This is a genomic window from Actinoplanes sp. NPDC026619 (genome assembly GCF_040638295.1).
Classification (GTDB): domain Bacteria; phylum Actinomycetota; class Actinomycetes; order Mycobacteriales; family Micromonosporaceae; genus Actinoplanes.
The window spans coordinates 317,916-343,355 of sequence record NZ_JBEZYA010000006.1 but is presented as its reverse complement, the minus strand read 5'-3'; the positions used below and the strand labels follow the sequence as shown (position 1 = coordinate 343,355).

The window sequence follows — 25,440 nt, the reverse complement described above, 5'->3', positions numbered from 1 at the left end:
CCATCTATGTCTGGGGCAAGCGCTTACCTCTGTGCGGCCAGGATGGCGAACATGCCGCCCTGCGGGTCCTCGAGCACGGCGTACCGGCCGATCGAAAGGTTTGTGGGTGGTCTTAGGACCTGCCCGCCGAGCGCCTGCGCGTGCCCCGCCGAGCGATCGCAATCCTGCACCGCGAAATAGATCATCCAGTGCGCGGGCATGTCGGCCGGCCAGTCGGGCACCGCCATCGGCTGGATGCCACAGATCGGCGTCTCGTTCAGCTTGGCCACCAGGTACGGCAGCGCGCCCATCGTGCTGTGCCGGAACTGCCAGCCGAACACCGATCCGTAGAACGCTGCCGACCCGTCCAGGTCGCGGGTGTTCAGCTCGTTCCAGGTCAGCGAGCCCGGCACGTCGAAGATCGCGGCGCCGCGCATGGTGCCGGCCTGCCAGACGCTGAACGGCGCCCCGGACGGGTCGAGGAATGCCGCCATCCGGCCCTGGTCGAGCACGTCGAACGGCGCCACCAGGACCTTGCCGCCGGCCGCGAGCACCCGGTCGGCGATCGCGTCGGCGTCGGGCGTGGCGATGTAGGTGCTCCACGCGGTGGGCTGGCCCTCGCCGTACAGCGGGCCGGCGCCGGCCACCGGGCGGCCGTTGAGAAGAAAAGTGGTGTATCCGCCGAATTCCTCGCCGGCCACGTCAGCCGTCCAACTGAACAGTCCGCAGTAGAAGCGAGTCGCACCCGCGAGATCGGCGGTTCCCAGGTCAACCCAGGTGGGAAAGCCGGGCGTCGATGCGGTGGTCATCTTCGAATAGTTGCACCGCGAACCTTTAATCCACTTTAAGTGTCAATGTTTTAGCTGAATCGACGACCCGCGTCGCGCCGATAGGCCGACAAAGCCACCCCAGCCAGGGCAATCGTCGATGTGAAAAGTGACACAACCGAGCCGGCTTGCAACGGGTATTCGCCAATGGCCGCCCACCTCAGACGAACCGATCCACCGGTCGGCAAATGGGGCGCAACGGTCCGCACGAAAGCGGGCCCCATTCGGCCGGAAAAGTAGGCTCGGTCTCATGATCTTGCGAACGGCGCGCGCCGATGAGCTGGCTCCCATCCTGGATTTCTGGGGGGTGGCCGCTGAGAACGACAACCGGCCGGCCGATTCGCCGGCCGCGTTGGCTTCGCTGTTGGAACGAGACCCCGACGCGCTCATCGTCGCGGTCGACGGCGGCGAGATCGTCGGGACAGTGATTGCCGGCTGGGACGGCTGGCGCTGCCACCTCTACCGCCTCGCGGTCGCGCCCTCGCGACGCCGGCAGGGGATCGGCCGGGTTCTCATCGAGGCCGCCGAGGAACGGTTCCGGGCGCTCGGTGGCACCCGCGCCGACGCGATGGTGCTCGACGGCAACGCGGATGCGCACGGCGCCTGGTCCGCCGGCGGCTATCGCCGCCAGGCGGAATGGTCCAGGTGGGTCAAACCGCTGTGAGGGCTTCCGGCAACGGCTTCTGGTGTACGACCGAGAGTCGTGACACCGCCCGGGTCAGCACCACGTAGAGGCGGTTGAGGCCGCGCGGCTCGGCGTCGACGATGTCGGCCGGCTCGTGGACGACCACATGGTCGTACTCCAGGCCCTTGACCATCGTGGCCGGCACCACCGTGACCCGCGCCTCGGAATCGACGTCGTCGGGCGTCGCGCTCTCGATCCCGGCCGCCGCCAGATGCGCACTCAGCCGGGCCACCGCGGTGTCCGCCGCGATCACCGCGACCGAGCCCTCGTGCTCGAGCGCGGCCGTCACCTCGACCAGAGTCGTCGCGTCCAGGTCGGCGTCCGCCGGCACGGCCACGATGGACAGGTCGCCGTCGCGGCGCAGCGACACCGCTTCCGGCACGTCGACCTTCAGCGACGGCAGCAGGCGGTTGGCCAGCTCGACCACCACGGCCGGCACCCGGAACCCGATGGTCAGCGGCACCACGGCGGCGTCCGGCTTGCCGAGATGAGCGAGCGTGACCCGCCAGTCCGCGGCCGCCCACGGCGCGGTGCCCTGGGCCAGGTCGCCGAGCAGCGTGATCGAGCCGTGCTCGCTGCGCCGGGCGATCGCCCGCGCCTGCATCGGCGACAGGTCCTGTGCCTCGTCCACCACCACGTGGCCGAAACTGGTCTCCCGGTCCAGCAGGCCGGCCGCCTCGTCGATCAGCAGCAGGTCGGCCGCGCTGAACTTCGCCGACTTGGCGGTCTTGGGCGCCTTGGTCCAGCGGATCGCGTCCTGCTCCTCGGCGGTGAGCACCTCGTCGGCCGGATCGAGCAGCACCTCCAGCACCAATGCCTCGGGCGTTACGGCCGGCCAGGCCGCCTCGAGAAAGTCCTTCACCGGCGCGACTTTGGCCATCTTGCGCAGCCAGGTCTCGCCGGGTGAGTTGCCGGTGCGGTATTCCGACTGGCGCTGCAGCAGGCCGACCACCCTTGCTTCGACCCTCGCACGCCCCACGCCGTAGGGCAGACCCTCGCGCCGCGCCTCGTCGACGATCCGGCGCAGCGGCTCCGGATCGATCCGCCAGCGGTACGAGCCGTCCGAGACCATGATCGGTGCAGTCGGCTTACCGATCCGCCGCCACAGGGCCCGGCGGAGCACTTCGGCCATTCGTACGTCATGTTTGATGTTGGTTGCTTTTTCGGTGTCTGTCGCTTTTATCGGCACCCGCGCCACCAGGCCGTCCACGGTGGCCTGCTTGACCTCGACCTCGCCGAGGGCAGGCAACACCGCCGAGATGTACGACAGGAACGCCGTGTTCGGCCCGACGATCAGGACGCCCGACCGCCGCAGCCGCTCCCGGTGCAGGTAGAGCAGGAACGCCGCCCGGTGCAGGCCCACCGCGGTCTTACCGGTGCCCGGCGCGCCCTGCACGCAGATCGAATCGCCGAGGTCGGCCCGCACCAACTCGTCCTGCTCGGGCTGGATCGTCGCCACGATGTCCCGCATCGGCCCGACGCGCGGCCGCTCGATCTCCGCGGTCAGGATCCGGCTGCTCGTGCCCAGCTCCTCGCCGCGGTCGAGATGCTCGTCCTCGAAGCTGGTCAGCTCACCTTTGACGAAGCCGAACCGGCGCCGGGTCGACACCCCCTGCGGGTCGCGCACGCTGGCCCGATAGAACGACCGGGACAACGGCGCTCGCCAGTCGAGCACCATCGGCTCGCCGGCGTCGTCGGTCACGTGCCGGCGCCCCACGTGGTAGGCCGACTCCTCGATGTCGAGCCGCCCGAAGAACAGCGGCGTGGTGGGGTCGTCGGCCAGCTCCAGCACCCGGCGGGCCATGTGCCGGCCAAGCATCTCGGCCGTGAACGCATCTCCGGCGACCTTGTCACCGGTGGAGTAGAGCGCCTCGGCGCGGCCGCGCATCCGCCCGAGCGCGGCGCGGGACTCGATCAGATGGTGTCGTTCGGCAGCGAGTTCGGTGTCCAGGTCAAATGCAGGCACGGTTCATCCTCAAGCTCAGCTGGACCAGGGATGCTCGCGTTTCCAAGGCCGGCCACCGGCGCTCGGCGCGAAGGACGCCCGCTGCGGTGCATGCTCACCACGGCCGTCGAAGCGACCATCCACGTTACGCCCCAGCCACTTCCTGTCCACCGATTTATCGCCGAGGCCACCGTGAAGAATGGGTGGCATGGCGGCGGCCGGTCCACTGGTCGAGCGCTTCGACCCGCGATGGCTGGTCGCTGCGGCGGCCTCTGTCGGCCTTCTGGTCTGCCTGGCGGCATTTCCGGTCGCGCGACGCTCCACCATCAAGTCGCCTCTGGAGTCACCACAGCCCCGGACCGCTGCGCCGGTACCTGCGCAGCGGTGAGCTTCCAGGCGTCGTCGGAACCACCCGGCCAGTCTCCTCGAGCACCTTGAGGGCTCGGAGCACTTTCATATAGCTCAGCCCGGTGCGCTGTTCGATGTCTCGACGGCTGAGTTCGGTTCCGCCGGCCAGGGCGCCCCACACCAACTCCTCAGCGGTGCCCTCGAGTCGGCTCGGAGTCAACTCGCTGGCCTCCGGCACGAGTACGTACCGTGCGTGCCGTCGCTCACCTACGCGTACGGCGACTCCGCGATTCACCAGGTCGGACAACTCGGAAGTGGCTCGGTGTGCTTCGAGGCCAAGGTTGCGCATGGTGCCAACGGTGACCGTTCGGCCGGTGCGCATCTCCGCCAGCGCAAGATGCTGTGAAGTGGTCAGACCGCTTTGCCCCAGGCCGTCTATCCAAGCCATCGTCGCGTCGTCCAGGAGAGCGTGGCGCGGAAGCATCACCTTGAATCTGGTGATCCGATTGTGGAACTCAGGCGGAGGTGAGCCCGCTCGGCGGAGTTCACGAAGCATGGTCGGAATTCCGCTGGCCCGGTTCTCGCAGACCAACCGGCCGGTATCCGGGAGCCGGATGTCCTGAAGGAGCTTCGCCAACACCGGATTGCGGCTCGACGTAACGCCCTCGTCGCCCAGGTCATCCTCGGTCACGGCGCCGAACAGGCCGCCTGGATTGGCGATCACCAGACGGTCCGCGTAGAGCGTGATCTGGACGGGCGTTCCGCGCGAATAGGTCGAGTAGTCGCGGTGCAGCAGGGCGTTGGCAACGGCTTCGCGAACGACCTCGGCCGGATAGTCGTAGAGATCGGTCCGGCCGCTTCCGTCGACGAAGGAGCGCACCGAGGTGTTGCGCAGCACCGCTGTTACGACTTCGTCCACGATCACCGGGATCGGGCCGTCGAACGACCGGTTGTCGAGAAAGCGCGGGCCGTTGGCCGGGACGTCCTGGGTCGAGGTGCCCGGATATGCGATGAGGGTGGCATTGAGCTGGGGAAAGAACTGTTGGGGATACGTGCCGAGGGCCAACAGTCCGCCCAGGGTAGGGCGGACAACGCCGTTCGGATCCTCGCTGATGACGTTGAGTCTGCGCAGGATCTGAGATTCGTCGAGGTTGGCGAAGGTGCGCGGTTGGCGTTGGCGGACGCGTGCCGCCAGCACCTGCGTCTCGGTGGCGTCGAGATCGGCAAGCGTGGCGCCGGCGACTGGCTGACGATCGTCCTCCGGCTGCCCGCGATTCGTATGCAGGAGGTGGATCTCGAAGTCAGTCAGCCGCCGATCGCCATCGCCGCCGCGTTTGAACGAGCCGTTGTATTCGCCCCGTGCCGACACGAAACAAGGCTTGAAGCGGGGGTCGAGTTCACTGATCTCGGCGACGACGATCCGCGCATCCTCGAACTCGACGATCTCGATTTCGATGCGTACCGGTGGCTGGAGGTCGTCGTTGCATGCCGAGGCGAGCGCACTGGATATCTTGGCGGCGTCGAATCCGGCGGCCGGCCGGAATTCGTCCCTTTCGTCGAGTCCCAAGATCACCGTGCCGCCGCGGTCATTGCTGAAGGCGCTCAAGGTGTCGCGCAGAGACTTCGGGAGGCCGCCGCCGGCCGCTTTCACCTCCACATCGCAGAGGTCGCTGCCGGAGCGGCGAAGCAGACCGACCAGCCGAGCCAGCTGCTGCTTGTCCATGTGTCACCCCTTGCAAAGGACCTTTGCAAGGGACCTTAGCAAGCCCTTACAGAGCGATGTGCGCCACCATGCACCCCCACCTGCCGGTGTGCTGGGTTCGGTGAGGGATAGCGTCGAGGTCATGAGCGACAGCGCCGGTCGGCCCCGGGTCGGGCACATCCAGTTCCTCAATTGCCTTCCGATTTACTGGGGTCTGATGCGTTCCGGCGCTCTGCTCGACGTCGATCTGCGCAAGGACACCCCGGACAAGCTGAGCCAGCAGCTCGTCGCCGGTGATCTCGACATCGGGCCGATCACGCTGGTCGAATATCTTCGCCACGCTGACGAGCTGCTTCTGCTGCCCAATCTCGCGGTTGGCAGTGACGGGCCGGTTCTCTCGGTCAATCTGATCTCTACGCGGCCGCTTGACGAGCTCGACGGGCGGCCGGTGGCGCTCGGGTCGACCTCGCGTACCGGGGTGCTGCTGGCTCAGATGCTCCTCGCTGAGCGTTACCACGCTGAACCCGAATACTTTCGGTGCCCGCCTGAGCTCGCCCAGATGCTGATGGAGGCGGACGCCGGGGTGCTGATCGGGGATCCGGCGTTGCGGGCCATGTATGAGGCGCCTCGCCTCGGGCTCACCGTTACCGATCTGGGGCAGGCCTGGCGGGACTGGACCGGGCTGCCGATGGTGTTTGCGGTTTGGGCGGTTCGTAGGGATTACGCGGCTGCGCATCCGGGGGCGGTCAAGGACGTGCACGAGGCGTTCCAGCGTTCCCGCGACCTGTGCCTGGGCGAACTGGACGAGGTCGCCGCGGCGGCCGCGCGCTGGGAACCATTCGACGCGGAGACCCTGGCGGCGTACTTCCGGGCCTTGGACTTTTCGCTCGGTGATCGGCAGATCGCGGGGTTGCGGGAGTTTGCCCGCCGGGCCGCGGCTCGTGGCGAAGTTCCCGCCTTGCCTGAGGGTGGGCCCGTCTTCGCGGAAGTTTGATCAGGGGGTGTGCTCACTGGTGCGGGGCTGGGGTGGGTGCTGAGCTGAATGGCTTCGCTGCGCTCAGCGGGCGATTGCCCCTGGGAGTTGATGAGGAGGCAGCCGATTTCCCAACGCCGCACACCCCGCGGCGTCGGGAAATCGGCTGCCTCCTCATCAACGGGGCAATCGCGGGTAGTTCCGTGAGTCGGGGCCTCTGGAAAACGTAGACACCAGGGGCGGCCCAAGACCTCTGGGAAACGTAGACACCAGGGTGGCCCAAGACCTCTGGAGAACGTGGACACCAGGGTGGCCCAAGGCCTTTGGGGCAGTTCCCTGCGTCGGGCGCGCCGGCAAACGTCGGCGCCAGGGCGGTCCAAGACCTGGGGTCTCAGCCGTTTAGCACTGTGTCCAGGGCGGCTACGTCGTCGGCGGTTAGTTCCCAGGTGCCGGCGGCCGCGTTTGCCTGTACCTGGGCTGCGTTGGTGGCGCCGGCGATGACGCTGGCCACGGCGGGGCGGGCGGCCAGGCCGGAGATCGCGACGTCGAGCAGGCTGTGCCCGCGCTCCTCGCCGAACGCGGTCAGCTTCTCGATCGTGTCCCAGTCGGCGTCGGCCAGCACCCGCTGGTAGCGGTCCTGGGAGAGCCGGGTGCCGACCGGCGCACGCTCGCCGCGCGAGTATTTGCCGGTCAGCAGGCCGGAGTCGAGCGGGAAGAACGGCAGCAGACCGAGCCCGAACTGCTCGCAGGCCGGCGCGACCTCGTCCTCGACGTAGCGCTGCAGCAGGCTGTAGCGGTTCTGGGCGCTGATGAACGGGGTGTGGCCGGCCGCTCGGGCGGTCCAGTCGGCGTCGGCGATCTGCCAGCCGGAGAAGTTGGAGTTGCCGACGTAGCGCACCTTGCCCGCGCGGACCAGGTCGTCGAGGGCGGCCAGCGTCTCCTCGATCGGGGTCGACTCGTCGGGCTGGTGCAGCTGGTAGAGGTCGATGTAGTCGGTCTGCAGCCGGCGCAGTGACGCCTCGACCGCGCGCATGAGGTAGCGCCGGGAGCCGCGGGCGTCGAAGTCCTTCCCGTTCAGCCCCTCCATGTCCATGCCGAACTTGGTCGCCACCACCACGTCGTCCCGCTTGCCCTTGAGGGCCGCGCCGAGGCATTCCTCGGAGGCGCCGTGCGGGGTGCCGTAGATGTCGGCGGTGTCGAAGAGGGTGATCCCGGCCTCGATCGCCGCGTCCACCACCTCCTTGGTGCCGTCCTCGTCGAGCTTGCGCCCGAAGTTGTTGCAGCCGATCCCGACGGCCGACACGACGAGGCCCGAGGTGCCCAGCCGCCGGTAGCTCATCTCACTCATGATCCGATGCTATGCCCGTTTGTCGCGTCGTTTGCCCGCGCACACCGGACATCCGTAACCGTCTATTGACACACCTTGTTAACAAAACTCACCCTGTGAGAGCGCTCTCCCCTTCCGAATATCCCCACGGAAAGAGGTGTTCCCCGTGCGTACCGTCCTGCGTGCTCTCGCCGCGCTGGCCATGACCATCCCGGTCGCCGCGGCCGTCTCCCCGCCGGCGGCGCAAGCCGTCGGTCCCAACCTTCTCCCGGTCACCGTCACCAACAGCACCGGCCGCGGCGACGCGGTCTACCTGTACGTCATCGGTGTGCAGCTCTCCTCCGGCCGCCTCGGTTACGTCAACCAGGGCGGCACGTTCACCGCGTGGAGCGGCGGGCAGCTCCCGCCGTCGCCCGCGCCGGACGTCGCGATCGCCGGCGCCGGTAACGGTGGCAGCACCACGATCAACTTCCCGCGTGGCTTCTCCGGCCGGGTCTACTTCTCGTTCGGCGAGAAGCTCAAGTTCTTCCTGACCCCGGACGGACTCGTGCAGCCGGCGCCCTGGGCCTCCGGCGACGCCAACTACAACATCCTGTTCGACTGGAGCGAGTTCACCTACAACGACGCCGGCCTGTGGCTGAACAGCTCGCAGGTGGACATGTTCGCGGTGCCGCACGCGGTGACCGTGACCGGCAGCACCGGCGTCACCAAGCGCACCGGCGACCTGGTCGCGAACGGCCGCACCAACGTGATCAACACGATCAAGGGCACGTCGGGCTGGGCGAACACCGTCTACACCCGCTCCGACGGGACCGTGCTGCGGGTGCTCTCACCCGGCAAGGCGGCCGGCTCGGGTCTGTTGAGCGCGAACTACCTCGACTCGTACATCTCGAGCGCGTGGAACGCGTACAGCAGCAAGACTTTGACCGTGGTTCCGTTCGGGGATCAGCCCAACACCAAGTATTTCGGGCGCACGTCGGGCAACGTCATGAACTTCACCAACTCGTCGGGCGCCACCGTGGCGTCCTTCAACAAGCCGTCCTCGGCCAGCGTGTGGGGCTGCGACGGCGATCTGCCGGCACCGAACGACCTGGTCGTCGGCCCGATCTCGCGGACGCTTTGCGCCGCGCTCAACCGCGGCACGCTCGGCACCGTCGACACCCAGCCGAGCAGCAACGCGGCGCAGTTCTACCAGAACAGTCCGACCAATGTGTACGCCAAGGTCATCCACGCCAACATGACCGACGGCAAGGCGTACGCTTTCGCCTTCGATGATGTCGCCAACTTCGAGTCGCTGGTCAACGACGGTGACCCGCGCTCGGCCGGGATCGTGCTCTCGCCGTTCACCGGCGGCGGTGGCGGAACCACCCCGCCGGCCACCGGGTCCGCGCTGATCAGCTCGCTGAACAGCAAGTGCATCGACGTGCCGAACTCGAACTTCACCGACGGCGTGCGGCTCCAGATGTGGACCTGCAACGGCACCAACGCGCAGAAGTGGTCATTCTCCGGCGGTGCGCTGGTGAGCCCGAGCGGCAAGTGCGCGGATGTGGCGTCCGGCTCGACCGCGAACGGCGCCGCGATACAGCTCTACACCTGCAACGGCACCGGAGCCCAGCAGTTCGTGCTGAGCAGCGCCGGTGACCTGGTCAACCCACAGGCCAACAAGTGCGTGGACATCGTCGGGCTGAACGCCAACGACGGCGCGCAGTTGCAGTTGTGGGACTGCGCCGGCACCTCGAACCAGAAGTGGCGTCAGGGCTGACCGTGGTATCTAGGAGCCGCCGTCCACCGTGGACGGCGGCTCCGCCAGTTCGCGGTAGGCCGACTTGAGCAGGTCGACCAGTGGGATGTGCCGCACCCGCACCGGCGGCCCGTCGAGGGCGCGCAGCAGGAGCTCGGGCGGGGCGGTGACGCGTGACGGGCGTTCGCGCAGCCGGCCCAGTGAAAGGCCGGGGGAGTAGTAGTCGGCGAGCCGTTCCTCGAGCGGAGTCTCCTCCACCGCCAGCGGATCCACCGTCTCGACCGGTTCCGGCGTGCCGCGCAGCGCGCCGAGCAGCGCCTCCCGATCGCGCCCGCGCCACGCCAGCACCAGGAACGGGTCGTCGTCGAACGCCTCGGCGAGTACATAAAGGACGGCTGAGCCGTGTTTGCACGGCACTCCCCAATCTGGACAGTTGCAGCGAATGTCCAAATTGTCGGGAAACAACGGCAGGCCGTGTTCGTCGAAGACCTCGACGATCTCCTGCGGCATCTCGCCGGCCAACAGTGCGGCCCGATAGAGGGCCCGACTCCCGAGCGCCTCGGTCAACGAGGTCCACTGTGTCTCGTCGAAGGCGGCGATCGTGACTTCCACCGCGTACGGCTGCGGGCGCGAACCCTGCACCCGGGCCGTCACCTTCCCCGCCGTGAGATGGAAGTCCATGACCTGGCCCTTTCGGGCGTAAGCCCGCCCGCGGGCCAGCCGTCCGCCGTCGCAGACGCGTTCCAGCACGTCGACGAAGCGTCGTGACCACCAGCGTTCGCCGATCTTGCCGCGCTTGGCCCGCACCGCGAGCCCGCCGTCGACCTCGATCGTCTTGCCGGCCTCGTAGAACTTCCCGTCGCGGTCGAACGGCATCTCAGCGCACCCCCGCCAGGTCGAGTTCGAAGAGTTCGCGCAGCTGATCGGTGCCGAGGTCGGTGATCCAGCCCTCGCCGGTGCCGACCACCGATGAGGCGAGCGCCTTCTTCCGCTCGATCATCGCGTCGATCTTCTCCTCCAGCGTGCCGGTGCAGATGAACTTGCGGACCTGCACGTCGCGCGACTGTCCGATCCGGAACGCGCGGTCGGTGGCCTGGTCCTCGACCGCCGGGTTCCACCACCGATCAAAGTGGACGACGTGGTTCGCGGCGGTCAGGTTGAGACCGGTGCCGGCCGCCTTGAGGGAGAGAAGGAAGAGCATCGGCTCGTCGCTGGTCTGGAACTCCTCGACCAACGCGTCCCGCTTGGCCTTCGACAGTCCACCGTGGAGCCACAGCACCGGCCGGTCGAGGTGGGCGGCCAGGTAGGGCTGCAGGATCGTGCCCCACTCGGCGTACTGGGTGAAGATCAGCGCCTTGTCGCCGTCCTCGACGATCTCGGCGGCCAGTTCCTCGAGGCGGGCCAGCTTGCCGGAGCGGCCGGGCAACCGGGAGGCGTCCTTGAGCAGGTGGACCGGGTGGTTGCAGACCTGCTTGAGCTTGGTCATCGCGGCCAGCACGTTGCCCCGGCGCTCGATGCCCTCGGTGCTCTCGATCGTGGCCATCATGTCCTCGACCACGGCCTGGTAGAGCGTGGCCTGCTCGGGCGTGAGCGTGCACCAGACCTTCATCTCGTTCTTCTCCGGCAGGTCCGAGATGATCGACTTGTCGGTCTTGAGGCGACGCAGCACGAACGGGCCGGTCGCCCGTTTCAGCGCCTCGGCGGCGAGTTCGTCCTGGCGTACCTCGATCGGCTCTTGAAAGCGTTTGCGGAATCGCTTCGCCGGACCCAGCAGCCCGGGGTTGCAAAAGTCCATGATGGACCACAGTTCGGCAAGGTGGTTCTCGACCGGCGTGCCGGTCAGGGCGATGCGGGTGCGGGACGGGATGGCGCGCACCGCCTGGGCCTGGCGGGTGCCGCTGTTCTTGATCGCCTGCGCTTCATCACAGACGACCCGCTCCCACTTGCCGGATTTAAGGGTATTCAGGTCGCGAACCGCGGTGCCGTAAGTGGTGATCACCAAGTCGACGTCCTGATCCACGTCCGTGCGCCGCCGCTCGCCTCCATGATGAATATAAGTCCGGATTTGGGGGGCAAATCGCGCGGCTTCCTTCTGCCAGTTGCTGACCAGCGACATTGGGCAGATGAGCAGGGTGGGCTGAGGTTGATGATCAATCCGCTCCTGGAGGAGCAGCGACAGCGTCTGCGCCGTCTTGCCGAGACCCATGTCGTCGGCGAGGATCCCGCCCAGGCCGAGCCGGCCCAGGAAATGCAGCCAGGACAAACCCCGCTCCTGGTACGGGCGGAGCGTCCCCTGGAAGCCCGGCGGCGTGCCGATCGGGGTGAGCCGCTCGGCCGCCTGCCCGGAGATCAGGTCGCCGAGCATCCCGTCCGCGTCCACCTCGACGATCGGCAGGTCCTCCTCGCCGCCGTCGATCACCTGCTGCAGCACCTCGCCGGCGGTCAGCTCGCCCTCGCGGCGCCGGCCGACCGCCTTGAGCGCGGCCTTGAGCTGCCGATCGTCCAGCTCCACCCACTGGCCGCGCACCCGCACCAGCGGCACCTTGAGCCGGGCCAGCTCGGCCAGCTCCTCGGCGGTGACCGCGCTCTCCCCGATGACCAGGTCGATCCGGAACGAGACGATCTCTTCCAGACCGAACCCGCTGGATGCGACCGCGCGACTCTGCGGCGAGGACTTGGACCGGGTGGTCAGCTTCAGGCCGACCCCCTTGCGGCCGGCCCAGGTCGGCAACTGCACGCCGAAGCCGGCCGCCTGCAGCAGCGGCGCCGCTTGGCGGAGGAAGTCGTGCGCCTCGCCGGTGTCCAGCGTCATCGTGGCCGGCTGCTGGTCGCCGAGCGCCGTGTGCAACAGCGGGAAGAGCCGCACCGCCCGGCCCAGCCCGGCCAGCAGCGTCTCGTCCGGTCGCGCCGGCATCCCGGGGAAGCGGCCGCCCTCCCAGACCTCGGTGGCCGGCAGATAGAGGGCCGAGTCCTCGGCCGACTGCAGGGCGAACTCGAGACCCCAGTCGTCCTCGCCCGGTTGCGGCTCGCTCAGCCGGAAACTGACCCGGACCGGCCCGTTCGCGTCGTTCGCCGCCCGCATCCAGTCGCCCAGGGCGGCGCCCAGCTTTCGAACGTCCTCGGCCCGCGCTCCGGGCAGCGTCGGGTCGTCCGCGGTGAGCGCCGAGACCCAGCGGTCGCTGAGCTCAGCTTTCGGGCCCGGCCGGGCGCCACGCAGCAGCCGTTCCGGCATGAGGGTGCGCGCGGCCGAGTCGACCAGCACGTTGAGCGCGTCCCGCAGGGTGCGGCCCAGGCCGGCGCCGGTCGCGCGGACCACCGGCGGCATGCCCGCGGCGAAGTCGCGATAGGTGGCCGCATCGCCGCCGGTGATCACCGGGCGCCAGCGCGCGGCCGGCACCCCGCCCTCGTTCACCAACTGCGGCAACATCCGGCCGCGCCGGGCCAGATCAAAGGCAAATCCGGCCAGTACGCCGAGGTAGCGCAGCGACGGCCCGGCCAGCCACTCGTCGCCGGCGTCGTCCGCGCCCGTGAGCGTGGCCAGTGCCTCGCCGTCCCGGACCAGGAGCGCCGGCACGTCGTAGGAGCGAAGTTTGACCGCGCGGGTGGTGGCCAGATCAGCCGGCGGCACCGGCCCACGGGTGGTGCCGGGCAGTTTGAGCGTCAGGGTCTCGGCGTCGCCGTCGAGGTCGATGACGCCGGCCAGATCGGAAAGATCCTCGGCCCAGAGCGCCAACCGGCCCGGCCGATCCCCGCCCGGCACCCAGCCGGCCTGTATGACGAGCACGCCCACCCCCTGAACGACCGCATCGAGAGTAACGACGTGGAGGCTCGAGGCGCGAAGCCACGCCACTCAAGTCAGTGACCCTCGCCGCTGCCGAGTGCCTGACCCGGGACGTAGTCTCGACAGCGTGACCGCTAATCCGGAGATCGACAGCATCCTGCAGCGGGCGGCCGACGGTGGGCGGATCACGCCCGAGGAGGCGTTGCTGCTCTACACCGACGCGCCGTTCCACGCGCTGGGCGAGGCCGCCGACGCGGTCCGGCGCCGCCGTTTCCCGGACGGCATCGTCACCTACCTCATCGACCGCAACATCAACTACACGAACGTGTGTGTCACGGCCTGCAAGTTCTGCGCCTTCTTCCGCGCCCCCAAGCACAAGGACGGCTGGGCGCACCCGATGGAGGAGATCCTGCGGCGGTGCGGCGAGGCGATCGACCTCGGCGCCACCCAGGTGATGCTGCAGGGCGGCCACCACCCCGAGTTCGGCGTGGCCTATTACGAGTCGCTGTTCGCCGGGGTCAAAGAGGCGTACCCGCAGCTCGTGATCCACTCGATCGGCCCCAGCGAGATCCTGCACATGGCCAAGGTCGATGGCGTCTCGATCGAGGAGGCGATCCTGCGGATCAAGGCGGCCGGGCTCGACTCGATCGCCGGCGCCGGCGCGGAGATGCTGCCGCAGCGGCCGCGCAAGGCGATCGCCCCGCTGAAGGAGAGCGGCGAGCGCTGGATCGAGGTCATGACGATCGCGCACCGCAACGGGCTGTCCTCGACCGCGACCATGATGATGGGCACCGGCGAGACGAACGCCGAGCGCATCGAGCACATCCGGATGATCCGCGACTGCCAGGACCTCGCGGTGGCCAACGGCTACCGCGACGACGCCGTCGAGACCGCGAGCCAGGTGGGCGGCTTCCGGGCGTTCATCCCGTGGACCTACCAGCCGGAGAACAACCATCTCAAGGGCCGCACCCAGGCCACCACGATGGAATACCTGCGGTTCATCGCGGTGTCCCGGCTGTTCTTCGACAACATCGCGCACCTGCAGGCGTCCTGGTTGACCACCGGTAAGGACGTCGGCCAGCTGGCGCTGCACCTGGGCGTCGACGACCTCGGCTCGATCATGCTGGAGGAGAACGTGATCTCCTCGGCCGGCGCCCGGCATCGCTCCAACCTGCACGAGCTGATCTGGATGATCCGCACCGCCGACCGCATCCCGGCGTGGCGCGACACTCTCTATCGCCACCTGCAGGTGCACCGGACCGAGGCCGACGACCCGACCGACGACCGTGTCGTCTCTCACTTCTCGTCGATCGCGATGCCCGATCGCAAGACGCTACCGCTGGTTGACGCCAAGTAGTGGGGGGTCGGATCGGCCGTTCGGTCAGGTAGGGATCGGGTAAGCGGCGTGGGGGGCATTGCTGCTTCGTAACGAGGGACGTAAACCTCTATCCCACACTGTTCCCGCTGGTTACGTTCCTCGCGTAAGTCTGAGAACTTCCTTGGAACGTCAAGCGCGCGCTTGACTCCGCGGACCCGACCGATGGCGGTCGTTTATATAACGCATAAGGCACGGGCGAGATGGTCACCCATCTCGCCCGTTCTGTTTCTCTCGGTGAGAGAGTTCTAGCTGTGACGCGCGCAGATCTGGACAAGCAGCCGCACGAGGTCGCCGAGATGTTCGACGGCGTGGCCAAGCGGTACGACCTCACCAACACTGTTCTCTCCTTCGGTCAGGACCGGGGCTGGCGGCGGGCGACCCGGGCCGCGCTCGGGCTGCGCCCCGGCGAGCGGGTTCTGGACGTGGGCGCCGGCACCGGCGTCTCGACCGAGGAACTGTCCCGCTCCGGGGCGTTCGCGGTCGGCGCCGACCTGTCGATCGGCATGCTGCGAGCTGGGCGGCACGCGGGCCGGGCGGTTCCGCTGCTGGCCGGTGACGCTCTCCGGCTGCCGTTCGCGGACGCCACCTTCGACGCGGTGACGATCTCCTTCGCGCTGCGCAACGTGGTGGACAACGAGGGGGCGCTGCGTGAGCTCGGCCGGGTCACGCGACCGGGTGGCCGGCTGGTCGTCTGCGAGTTCAGCCACCCGTTGAACCCGGCGTTCCGCACTGTTTATCTGCAGTACCTGATGCGGTCGCTGCCGGCCGTGGCCCGTGCGGTGTCGAGCAATCCCGACGCGTACGTCTATCTCGCGGAATCGATTCGCGCGTGGCCGGACCAAGCCGCCCTGGCCGAGAAGATTGGTTCGTCCGGGCCGTGGACCCGAGTCGGCTGGCGTGACCTTTCCGGGGGTATTGTCGCGCTCCATCGTGCCACTCGGGTATAAATCGGGCGTTCGCCCAACAATGGCGGCGAAAACTGTTTTGCTGCCGCTATGACGACCTTCGGGCATCTTGAGGACACCGACATCGACATCGCCATCGACGAGGGCGAAGCGGGCGAGCGGCGCGGCATGGAGCTGGCCGCGCGCATCCGGATGGTGGCCGCGCAGGATCCGGAACTGGCTCAGGACCTAGTAGATGAGCTGATCGCCGCTCTTGACAAGGCGATGGGCGGTACGTTTCGGGAATACCTGGACCAAGAGTCGTCCAACGGAACAGAAGGGTCCTTGACGGAGAGCGGATCGGGCATTTCACCGGCTTCGAACAGTTAGGGTTGCCTAACCCGAACGGGTTTCGATGACCGTCTTAGACTCCGATCTGGGCGTGCTTGTGAAGTGTTTCACGAGCCCGCACGAGACGGAGGTGTGCCGTGCAAGGCCAAGCAACAACTGGGCCCGCTGGACCGTCAGACCCGATTGGCGATGAGGCAGATGTAATCGTGGTCGGTGCGGGGCCGGGGGGCTCCGCGGCGGCCTACCACATGGCGCGGCACGGACTGCGCGTGCTGCTGCTCGAAAAAACCGAGTTTCCCCGCGAGAAGGTCTGTGGCGACGGACTGACCCCGCGGGCGGTGCGACAGCTCGTCCGGATGGGTGTGGACACCTCCGAGAAGGCGGGCTGGCTGCACAACAAGGGTCTGCGGGTGATCGGCGGCGGGGTCCGGCTCGAACTCGACTGGCCCGACCTGGCCAGCTTCCCGAACTACGGCCTGGTGCGCACCCGGCTCGACTTCGACGACATGCTCGCCCAGCGCGCGATCGAGGCCGGCGCGCTGCTGCGCACGGGCGTCAACGTCAGCGGGCCGATCCTCGACGACGAGGGCCGGGCTGTCGGCGTGTCGGCGAAGGTCGGCCCGGATAAGGAGCCGGTGGAATACCGCGCTCCGCTGGTGATCGCCGCGGACGGCGTCTCCGGCAAGATTCCGCTGGCCATGGGCCTGGCCAAGCGCGACGACCGCCCCATCGGCGTGGCGGTCCGCCGTTATTACCAGTCGCCGCTGCGCGCCGACGACGACTATCTGGAGTCGTGGCTCGAGCTGCGCAGCGCGGTCGACAACTCACTGCTCCCCGGGTACGGCTGGATCTTCGGCCTCGGCGAAGGCCGGGTCAACGTCGGTCTCGGCATCCTGAACTCGTCGGATGCCTTCGGCAAGACCAACTACCGCACGCTGCTGACCGACTGGCTGGCCGGCACTCCCGAGGAGTGGGGGATGCGCGGCGAGGAAAATGCCGACGGCCCGATTCTCGGCGCCGCGCTGCCCATGGGCTTCAACCGCGTGCCGCACTACACGCGGGGAATGATGCTGGTCGGCGACTCGGGCGGCATGGTCAACCCGATGAACGGCGAGGGCATCGCGTACGCCATGGAGTCCGGCGAACTGGCCGCGGAGGTCGCTGTCCAGGCGCTCGCCCGGCCCGCCGGCGCCGACCGTGAACGCGCTCTCCGGGCCTACCCGGCCGAGCTGAGCCTGCGGTTCGGCGGCTATTACCGCCTCGGTGGGGTATTCGTGAAGTTGATCGGTAACCCACAGGTCATGCGACTCGCCACCAAGCACGGGATGCCGCACCCCACGTTGATGCGGTTCGTGCTGAAGCTGCTGGCCAACCTCACCGATCCGCGAGGCGGCGACGCGATGGACCGGATCATCAATGGTCTGACCAAGGTGGCGCCGGCCGTATGACTACATGGGGACCCCCGGTCGACGCAAGGCTGAATCGGATTAATAGTGTGAAGCCGCTAACAGTCGAGCAGGAGAGATGATGCATCTCAACCCGTACGTCCCGATCCTCGGGCTCTTGATCTTGGGCGCGCTCTTCGGGCTGTTCTCGGTGGGGATCGCGCCGATCGTCGGTCCGCATCGCTACAACCGCGCGAAACTCGACGCGTACGAGTGCGGCATCGAGCCCGCGCCGCAGCCGGTCGGCGGCGGCCGGTTCCCGGTGAAGTTCTACCTGACGGCGATGCTGTTCATCGTCTTCGACATCGAGACCATCTTCCTGTACCCGTGGGCCGTGTCCTTCGGGTCACTGGGCGTGTTCGGCTTCGTGGAAATGGTCCTGTTCATCGTCACCGTCTTCATCGCCTACACGTACGTGTGGCGACGCGGCGGCCTTAACTGGGACTGATCTGACATGGGAATCGAAGAGAAGCTGCCCGCAGGCATCCTGCTGACGTCCGTCGAAAAGCTGTCCAACTTTGCCCGCAAGTCGTCGTTCTGGGGTGCGACCTTCGGGCTCGCCTGCTGCGCCATCGAGATGATGGCCGCCGGCGCCCCCCACTACGACCTCGGCCGCTGGGGCATGGAGGTCTTCCGGGCCTCGCCGCGCCAGGCCGATCTCATGATCGTCGCGGGTCGGGTGAGCCAGAAGATGGCCCCGGTGGTGCGCCAGATCTACGACCAGATGCCCGAGCCGCGGTCGGTCATTTCGATGGGCGTTTGCGCATCGTCCGGCGGGATGTTCAACAACTACGCGATTGTGCAGGGTGTGGACCACATCGTTCCGGTCGACGTCTACCTGCCGGGCTGCCCGCCGCGGCCGGAGATGCTGATCGACGCCATCCTCAAGATGCGCGAGAAGGTCATGGCCACGCCGCTCGGCCCGAACGGCCGCAAGATGCTCGAGGCGCGCAAGGCCGCAGGTCAGATGCCGATCGTCGCTCCCGGTGCGATGCCCTCCTCCTACCGGGCCGACAAGACCCGCCGGGCCGAGTGGACGCAGGCCGTCAAGGAAGGCCGCGAGGAGCAGCTGCGCATCGAGAACTGGATGAAGCTGGCGCCGCACATGCGGGAGGACGGCAAGTGAGCATCGATCCCAGTAACTCGACGGGTGGGGTCCCGGTGAACGCCGCGCCGGTCGGCGCCGACATCGATGCACCGGCTCAGACGCCGTCCAGCCCCGACAAGGGCATGTTCGGCATCCAGGGCTCCGGTGACGTCTCCGGCTTCGGCGGTCTCGTCCGGCGCCGGGCCGAGGTGATCGGCAGCCCCAAGCCCTACGGCGGTTACTTCGACGAGGTCACCGATGCGCTCGAGGAGGCCTATCCGGGCTTCGGCGACGCGATCGAGAAGGTCGTCGTCGACCGGGGCGAGCTGACCCTCCACATCGTGCCGGAGAGGATCGCCGAGGTCGCCCAGATCATGCGGGACGACGCGGGGCTGCGCTTCGAGCTGTGCTCGTCGGTCTCCGGCGTGGACTACCTCAACAGCGATGCCCGCCGCCTGCACGTGGTGTACGAGCTGACCTCGATGACGTACCGCCGTCGCGTTCGCCTCGAGGCGGCCGTGCCGGCCGGCGGCAGCCTGCCCAGCGTGACCAACGTCTACCCGACTGCCGACTGGCAGGAGCGGGAGGCGTACGACATGTTCGGTGTCATCTTCACCGGCCATCCCAACCTCACCCGGATCCTCATGCCGGACGACTGGGAGGGTCACCCGCAGCTCAAGGACTACCCGCTCGGCGGCGTGCCCGTCGAGTACAAGGGCGCCGAGATTCCGCCTCCTGACCAGCGGAGGGTTTACCAGTGACTTCATCGGGCTACGCAACCGAACGCGACACCACCGAGGGCCGCGTCTTCACGGTCACCGGTGGCGACTGGGACACGATCACCGGCAGCATCGATCCGCTCTCGAACGAGAAGATCGTCGTCAACATGGGCCCGCAGCACCCGTCGACGCACGGCGTGCTCCGGCTCGTGCTGGAACTCGAGGGTGAGACGGTCACCGAGGCCCGTCCGGTCATCGGTTACCTGCACACCGGCATCGAGAAGAACCTCGAGTACCGCAACTGGACTCAGGGCACCACGTTCGTGACCCGGGCCGATTATCTGGCGCCGCTGTTCAACGAGACCGCTTACTGCCTCGGGGTAGAAAAGCTGCTGGGCATCACCGACCAGATCACCGAGCGGGCCCAGACCATCCGGGTCCTGTTCATGGAGCTCAATCGGATCGCCTCGCATCTCGTCTGGATCGGCACCACGGGCTTGGAGCTCGGCGCGATCTCGATGATGCTGTACGGCTTCCGCGAGCGTGAGTACATCCTGGACATCTTCGAGGAGACGACCGGCCTGCGGATGAACCACGCGTACATCCGCCCCGGCGGCGTCGCGCAGGACATCCCCCAGTCGGCGATCAAGAAGATCCGCGACTTCCTCGTCTACATGCCGAAGAAGCTCAAGGAGTACGAGGCCATGCTGTCCGGCCAGATCATCTGGCAGCAGCGGACCCAGGGTGTCGGGGTTCTGGACGTCACCGGCTGTCTGGCTCTCGGCATCACCGGCCCGGTGCTGCGTTCCGCCGGACTGGCCTGGGACCTGCGCAAGACCATGCCGTACTGCGGCTACGAGGACTACGAGTTCGACGTGCCGACCGCGACCACCGCCGACGTGTGGGGCCGCTACCAGGTGCGGATGGCCGAGATGCGGGAGTCGCTCAAGATCGTTGAGCAGGCGGTCGACCGGCTCAAGCCCGGCCCGATCTTCATCGCGGACAAGAAGATCGCCTGGCCGGCGCAGCTCGCGGTCGGCGTCGACGGAATGGGTAATTCCCTCGAGCACGTGGCCAAGATCATGGGTCAGTCGATGGAGTCGCTGATCCACCACTTCAAGCTCGTGACCGAGGGCTTCCGGGTCCCGCCGGGCCAGGTCTACATCGGCCTCGAGCACCCGCGTGGCGAGCTCGGTGTGCACGTGGTCTCGGACGGCGGCACCCATCCCTACCGGGTCCACATGCGCGATCCGAGCTTCGTGAACCTCCAGGCCATCCCCGCGATGGCCGAAGGTGCGCTGCTGGCCGACGTCATCGCCGGCGGCGCGTCCCTGGACCCCGTGATGGGTGGGTGTGACCGCTAAATGTCCGATACCGCTATTGAGTTCTCCCCGGCAGCCGCGCCCCTTGCGGCCAAGCTCCTCGGTCCGGCGCTCGAGATCATCGCGCGCTACCCCGAGGGTCGCGGCCGCTCGGCTCTGCTCCCGCTGCTGCACCTGGTGCAGACCGAGGAGGGCCAGGTCAGCCCGAACGGTGTCGCGTTCTGCGCCGAGGTGCTGGGCATCAACAAGGCCCAGGTCGGCGCGGTCGCCACGTTCTACACCATGTACAAGCGCAAGCCCACCGGCGAATACCTGGTCAGCGTCTGCACCAACACGCTGTGCAACATGATGGGCGGCCAGGAGGTCTACGACCGACTGACCGAACACCTGGGGGTCGGCAACGGCCAGACCACGGCCGACGGGCAGATTACTGTGGAGCACGCCGAGTGCCTGGCGGCCTGTGACTACGCGCCGGTGGTGACGGTCAACTACGACTTCGCCGTCGACGAGGCCACCCCGGAGGCGGCCATCGACCTGGTCGAGCAGCTGCGCAAGGGCGGCCGGCCCACCCCGTCGCGGGGTGCCCGGGTCTGCTCGCTCAAGGACATGCAGCACCAGCTGGCGGGCTTCGCCGACGAGCGCGACGGTGCGGTCGCCGACGGTCCGGCCGGTGCGCCCACACTGCGCGGCGTGACCCTGGCCGATCAGCACGGAATCGCGGTGCCGAACTTCAACCTGGACGCCCCGATCACCAAGACCAAGCCCGCTCCCCGCGAGGAGACCAAGTCCTCTTCCCGCGAGGAGAACAAGGGCGCGGTGGCGACGGTGGCGGAAAAGGCGACGAGCGCGGTCAAGGCCGCGGCGGGCGCCGTCGCCGAGAAGGTCAGCGAGCACCGGAACGCCGGCAAGCCGACCGGGGCCGGGGACGCGAAGGACCCGGAGGTGCGCACGGCCGAGGCCCGCAACCCCACCGGCTCCACGCCGGACAAGGCCGGAACCACCAAGGCCGGGACGCCGGCCCCGTCGAATTCCGCCGAGGCCTCCGGGGTCGCGACCCATCAGCCCGCCGGTGACGGCAAGCCGGCCGGCGACAGCGTCGGCACCGAGGAGCAGAAGTGACTCAGCCAAGGCGTGAGATTCTCGAAAAGCTCACCCCTGTCCTCACCAAGCGCTGGCTGTCGCCGGACGCCTGGAAGATCGACGTCTACGAGCGGCTGGACGGCTACGCCGCCCTCCGCAAGGCCCTGGACGTGCACCCCGACGACCTGATCCAGCTGGTGAAGGACTCGGGTTTGCGCGGCCGCGGCGGCGCCGGCTTCCCGACCGGTCTCAAGTGGGGCTTCATCCCGCAGGGCGACGGCAAGCCGCACTACCTGGTCGTCAACGCGGACGAGGGCGAGCCCGGCACCTGCAAGGACCTGCCCCTGATGACCTACGACCCGCACTCGCTGGTCGAGGGCATCATCATCGCGTCGTACGCGATCCGGGCCAACCGCGCGTTCATCTACATCCGTGGCGAGGCGGTGCACGCCGCACGCCGGCTGCGCAGCGCGGTCAACCAGGCGTACGCCAAGGGCTACCTCGGCACGGACATCCTCGGCTCCGGTTTCGACCTCGACCTGGTCGTGCACAGTGGCGCCGGCGCGTACATCTGCGGCGAGGAAACCGCGCTGCTCGACTCCCTCGAGGGCTTCCGCGGCCAGCCCCGGCTGCGTCCGCCCTTCCCGGCCATCGCCGGCCTCTACGCGAGCCCGACCGTGGTCAACAACGTCGGCACCATCGCCAGCGTGCCGTACATCGTGCTCGGCGGCGCCGACTGGTGGAAGAGCATGGGCACCGAGAAGTCGACCGGGCCGATGATCTATTCGCTCTCCGGTCGGGTCGTCAACCCGGGCCAGTACGAGTGCGGGCTCGGCATCACCCTGCGCGAGCTGATCGAGCTGGCCGGCGGCATGAAGCCCGGCCACAACCTGAAGTTCTGGACGCCGGGCGGCTCGTCGACGCCGCTGCTGACCGCCGAGCACATCGACACCCCGATGGACTTCGAGGGCGTCGCCGCCCAGGGGTCACTCCTCGGCACCACGGCCATGCAGATCTTCAGCGATCAGGACTGCCCGGTCTATGCGACCTGGCGGTGGCTGGAGTTCTACCACCACGAGTCGTGTGGCAAGTGCACCCCGTGCCGCGAGGGCAACTATTGGATGGTCCGCACCTACCGCCGGATCCTGTCCGGCGAGGGCACCCACGCCGACCTCGACACTCTGCTGGACACCGCGAACAACATCTTCGGCCGGTCGTTCTGCGGCCTGGGTGACGGCGCGGCCACCCCGGTCATGTCCACGCTGAACTACTTCCGTCAGGACTACCTGGACTACATCGAGGGCCGGACAGCTCCGCGGCTGTCCGCCAAGGCCCTGGTTGGAGCGCACTAAATGACCGACGTAGCGAAGAAGACCGATGCGGTCGCGCTCACCATCGACGGGATCGAGGTCACCGCCGAGAAGGGTGAGCTGGTCATCCGGGTGGCCGAGCGGATGGGCATCGCCATCCCGCGGTTCTGCGACCACCCGCTGCTCGCCCCGGCCGGCGCCTGCCGCCAGTGCCTGGTCGAGGTCGAGGGCCAGCGCAAGCCGGTCGCGTCCTGCACGCAGACCGTCGCCGAGGGCATGGTGGTGCACACCCAGCTCACCAGCGAGGTCGCGGACAAGGCCCAGCACGGCATCATGGAGCTTCTCCTGGCCAACCACCCGCTGGATTGCCCGACCTGCGACAAGGGCGGCGAGTGCCCGCTGCAGAACCAGGCGATGTCCAACGGCCGGGTCGACTCCCGCTTCCACGAGCACAAGCGGGAGTACGAGAAGCCGATCCACATCTCCAGCCAGGTGCTGCTCGACCGCGAGCGGTGCATCCTGTGCCAGCGCTGCACCCGGTTCTCCGAGGAGATCGCCGGCGACAAGTTCATCGACCTGATGGACCGCTCGTCGGGCGAGCAGATCAACGTCTACCGGGACGACTTCTTCGGCGGCACCGGCACCGGCGACGGGCAGGCCGGCGACGGCGAGGGTGACGTCGCCTTCAATTCGTACTTCTCCGGCAACACCATCCAGATCTGCCCGGTGGGCGCACTCACCGGCGAGCAGTACCGCTTCCGGGCCCGCCCGTTCGACCTGGTCTCCACGCCCACCGCGTGCGAGCACTGCGCGGCCGGCTGCTCGATGCGTGCCGACCACCGCCGCGGCAAGGTGCTCCGGCGCCTGGCCGGCGACGACCCGGCGGTCAACGAGGAGTGGAACTGCGACAAGGGCCGGTGGGGCTTCCGCTACGCCTCCGCCAACGACCGGATCATGAACCCGCTGATCCGCGACGCCAAGACCGGTGCGCTGCGGGAAGCCTCCTGGAGCGAGGCCCTGGTCACGGCGGCGGAGGGCCTCAAGGCGGCCAAGGCGGCCGGCGGCGTCGGGGTGCTCACCGGTGGTCGGCTGACGGTGGAGGACGCGTACGCGTACGCCAAGTTCGCCCGGATCGCGCTCGGCACCAACGACATCGACTTCCGGGCCCGTCCGTTGAGCGTCGAGGAGGCCGACTTCCTGGCGTCCGCGGTGGCCGGCGGGATCTCCGACGTCACCTACGAAGACGTGGAGAACGCGCCGGCGGCGGTCATCGTCGGGCTCGAGCCGGAGGAGGAGTGCCCGATCCTCTTCCTGCGGCTGCGCAAGGCGACCAACAAGCGCAAGCTCCAGGTCACGGCCATCGCCCCGTACCTCACCCGGGGTTTCATCAAGATCCGCGCGGCGCTCGTCGCCGCCGCACCGGGCGAGGAAGCCAAGATCCTCGCCGAGGACGCGGCGGTCGCCGCCGCGCTCGGCACGCCGGGCGCGCTGCTGATCGTCGGTGAGCGCCTGGCGAGCGTGCCGGGTGGCCTGTCCGCCGCGGCCGCGCTGAGCGAACGCACCGGTGCTCGCCTCGCGTGGGTGCCGCGCCGGGCCGGCGACCGGGGTGCGGTCGACGCCGGCTGCCTGCCCAACCTGCTTCCGGGCGGTCGCCCGGTTGCCGACCCGGCCGCCCGCGCCGAGCTTTCGCTGGCCTGGAAGGTCGAGGCCGGCGCTCTGCCCAGCACGACCGGCCGGGACACCGACGCGATCATCGCGGCGGCCGCGGACGGCACGCTCGGCGGCCTGCTGGTCGCCGGCGTCGATCCGGGTGACCTGGCCGACCCGCGCCTGGCCGAGCAGGCCCTCGACAACGCGGGCTTCGTGGTCAGCCTTGAGATCCGCGGCAGCGCGGTGACCCGCCGGGCCGACGTGGTGCTGCCGGTGGCCCCGGCGCAGGAGAAGTCCGGCACGTTCATGGACTGGGAGGGCCGGCTCCGGTCCTTCCCGACGGTGCTGCCGACCACGGCCATGACCGACGGCCGGGTGCTCGAGGCGATCGCGGCACTGCTCGACGTCACGCTCGGCACCGGCGACGTGGCGACGATCCGTCGCGAGCTGGGCACCATGCCGGCGAGCAAGGCGAGCCGCCCGGCACTGCCCACGGTCGGCGCCGGCTCTCTCGCGAAGCCCGGCACGAACGAGGCCGTGCTCGCCAGCTGGCACCACCTGGTCGATCAAGGTTCGCTGCTCGACGGCGACGACGTGCTGAAGGGCACGGCCCGGCCGTCGCTGGTGCTGATCGGCAAGGACCTGGCCGAGTCGCTCGGCGTCGCCGAAGGTGACGCGGTCACCGTCAGCACCGATCGGGGCGGCGTCACGCTTCCAGCCGCGATCACCGACCTGCCCCCGCAGGTGGTGTGGCTTCCCACCAACTCGCCGGGCTCAAGCATTCGTCGCAGCCTCGGCGTCCCTTCGGGTTCGGTGGTCCGACTCACGGCCGGTAAGCCTGGCCCGATCCTCGCCGAGGGGACTCGTCATGACTGACTGCACCGCAGCGAAGCAAGGGCCGGGAAG

Annotated in this window: 20 protein-coding genes; 14 read left to right on the top strand and 6 right to left on the bottom strand. The window is 68.4% G+C overall.

The features are described from left to right. Positions 1–23 precede the first annotated feature (23 nt). Positions 24–788 carry a VOC family protein gene (locus AB0E90_RS16550; protein ID WP_360405274.1) on the bottom strand — a complete coding sequence of 255 codons (765 nt, stop codon included), beginning with the start codon at positions 786–788 and terminating at the stop codon, positions 24–26. A gap of 268 nt (positions 789–1,056) precedes the next feature. Here AB0E90_RS16550 and AB0E90_RS16545 point away from each other — a divergent pair, with 268 nt between their 5' ends. Continuing rightward, complete coding sequence (locus AB0E90_RS16545; protein ID WP_360405271.1) at positions 1,057–1,470, top strand: GNAT family N-acetyltransferase; 414 nt, start codon at positions 1,057–1,059, stop codon at positions 1,468–1,470. On the opposite strand, the gene AB0E90_RS16540 is transcribed toward AB0E90_RS16545, so the two are convergent. Further along, entirely contained in the window at positions 1,457–3,457 is a 2,001-nt protein-coding gene (locus tag AB0E90_RS16540; RefSeq protein ID WP_360405268.1) for an AAA family ATPase, read from the bottom strand. The two genes, AB0E90_RS16545 and AB0E90_RS16540, sit on opposite strands and share 14 nt — an antisense overlap. A gap of 322 nt (positions 3,458–3,779) precedes the next feature. Further along, on the bottom strand, positions 3,780–5,507 hold the full coding sequence (locus AB0E90_RS16535) for an ATP-binding protein (RefSeq protein ID WP_360405265.1): 1,728 nt from the start codon (positions 5,505–5,507) through the stop codon (positions 3,780–3,782). Positions 5,508–5,628: 121 nt separating this feature from the next. On the opposite strand from AB0E90_RS16535, the gene AB0E90_RS16530 reads away from it, so the two are divergent. Then, positions 5,629–6,480 (top strand): menaquinone biosynthesis protein, encoded by an 852-nt coding sequence (locus AB0E90_RS16530; protein WP_360405262.1) that lies wholly within the window; start codon positions 5,629–5,631, stop codon positions 6,478–6,480. Between the two features lie 370 nt (positions 6,481–6,850). On the opposite strand, the gene AB0E90_RS16525 is transcribed toward AB0E90_RS16530, so the two are convergent. After that, complete coding sequence (locus AB0E90_RS16525) at positions 6,851–7,798, bottom strand: aldo/keto reductase (protein ID WP_360405503.1); 948 nt, start codon at positions 7,796–7,798, stop codon at positions 6,851–6,853. Between the two features lie 190 nt (positions 7,799–7,988). On the opposite strand from AB0E90_RS16525, the gene AB0E90_RS16520 reads away from it, so the two are divergent. Continuing rightward, on the top strand, positions 7,989–9,548 hold the full coding sequence (locus AB0E90_RS16520) for a beta-1,3-glucanase family protein (RefSeq protein ID WP_360405500.1): 1,560 nt from the start codon (positions 7,989–7,991) through the stop codon (positions 9,546–9,548). 9 nt (positions 9,549–9,557) lie between these two features. On the opposite strand, the gene AB0E90_RS16515 is transcribed toward AB0E90_RS16520, so the two are convergent. Further along, on the bottom strand, positions 9,558–10,403 hold the full coding sequence (locus AB0E90_RS16515; protein WP_360405259.1) for an SWIM zinc finger family protein: 846 nt from the start codon (positions 10,401–10,403) through the stop codon (positions 9,558–9,560). A 1-nt stretch (position 10,404) separates the two neighbouring features. Then, positions 10,405–13,311 (bottom strand): DEAD/DEAH box helicase, encoded by a 2,907-nt coding sequence (locus tag AB0E90_RS16510; protein ID WP_360405256.1) that lies wholly within the window; start codon positions 13,309–13,311, stop codon positions 10,405–10,407. A 124-nt stretch (positions 13,312–13,435) separates the two neighbouring features. On the opposite strand from AB0E90_RS16510, the gene mqnC reads away from it, so the two are divergent. The 11 genes from mqnC to AB0E90_RS16455 all read left to right on the top strand — a co-directional run bounded on the left by mqnC (position 13,436) and on the right by AB0E90_RS16455 (position 25,410). Beyond that, a complete protein-coding gene (gene mqnC / locus AB0E90_RS16505) occupies positions 13,436–14,665 on the top strand; it encodes a cyclic dehypoxanthinyl futalosine synthase (protein WP_360405253.1) in 1,230 nt (409 codons plus the stop codon). A gap of 272 nt (positions 14,666–14,937) precedes the next feature. Beyond that, positions 14,938–15,633 (top strand): demethylmenaquinone methyltransferase, encoded by a 696-nt coding sequence (locus tag AB0E90_RS16500; RefSeq protein WP_360405250.1) that lies wholly within the window; start codon positions 14,938–14,940, stop codon positions 15,631–15,633. Between the two features lie 48 nt (positions 15,634–15,681). Continuing rightward, positions 15,682–15,960: a hypothetical protein gene (locus AB0E90_RS16495; RefSeq protein ID WP_360405247.1), complete on the top strand. Its 279-nt coding sequence runs from the start codon at positions 15,682–15,684 to the stop codon at positions 15,958–15,960. A 143-nt stretch (positions 15,961–16,103) separates the two neighbouring features. After that, positions 16,104–17,369: a geranylgeranyl reductase family protein gene (locus tag AB0E90_RS16490; RefSeq protein ID WP_360405497.1), complete on the top strand. Its 1,266-nt coding sequence runs from the start codon at positions 16,104–16,106 to the stop codon at positions 17,367–17,369. Positions 17,370–17,448: 79 nt separating this feature from the next. Continuing rightward, the gene (locus AB0E90_RS16485; RefSeq protein WP_360405494.1) at positions 17,449–17,814 is read left to right on the top strand and encodes an NADH-quinone oxidoreductase subunit A; all 366 of its coding nucleotides are present in this window, start codon (positions 17,449–17,451) and stop codon (positions 17,812–17,814) included. Between the two features lie 6 nt (positions 17,815–17,820). After that, the gene (locus AB0E90_RS16480) at positions 17,821–18,492 is read left to right on the top strand and encodes an NADH-quinone oxidoreductase subunit B family protein (protein WP_360405244.1); all 672 of its coding nucleotides are present in this window, start codon (positions 17,821–17,823) and stop codon (positions 18,490–18,492) included. Then, the gene (locus tag AB0E90_RS16475; protein WP_360405241.1) at positions 18,489–19,214 is read left to right on the top strand and encodes an NADH-quinone oxidoreductase subunit C; all 726 of its coding nucleotides are present in this window, start codon (positions 18,489–18,491) and stop codon (positions 19,212–19,214) included. Before AB0E90_RS16480 ends, AB0E90_RS16475 begins: the two co-directional genes overlap by 4 nt. Then, positions 19,211–20,536: an NADH-quinone oxidoreductase subunit D gene (locus AB0E90_RS16470; RefSeq protein ID WP_360405238.1), complete on the top strand. Its 1,326-nt coding sequence runs from the start codon at positions 19,211–19,213 to the stop codon at positions 20,534–20,536. Before AB0E90_RS16475 ends, AB0E90_RS16470 begins: the two co-directional genes overlap by 4 nt. After that, entirely contained in the window at positions 20,537–21,613 is a 1,077-nt protein-coding gene (gene nuoE, locus AB0E90_RS16465; RefSeq protein ID WP_360405235.1) for an NADH-quinone oxidoreductase subunit NuoE, read from the top strand. Next, positions 21,610–22,926 (top strand): NADH-quinone oxidoreductase subunit NuoF, encoded by a 1,317-nt coding sequence (gene nuoF / locus AB0E90_RS16460; RefSeq protein WP_360405232.1) that lies wholly within the window; start codon positions 21,610–21,612, stop codon positions 22,924–22,926. Before nuoE ends, nuoF begins: the two co-directional genes overlap by 4 nt. Beyond that, positions 22,927–25,410, top strand: a complete 2,484-nt coding sequence (locus AB0E90_RS16455) for an NADH-quinone oxidoreductase subunit G (protein ID WP_360405229.1) — start codon at positions 22,927–22,929, stop codon at positions 25,408–25,410. The last annotated feature ends 30 nt before the right edge of the window (positions 25,411–25,440 follow it).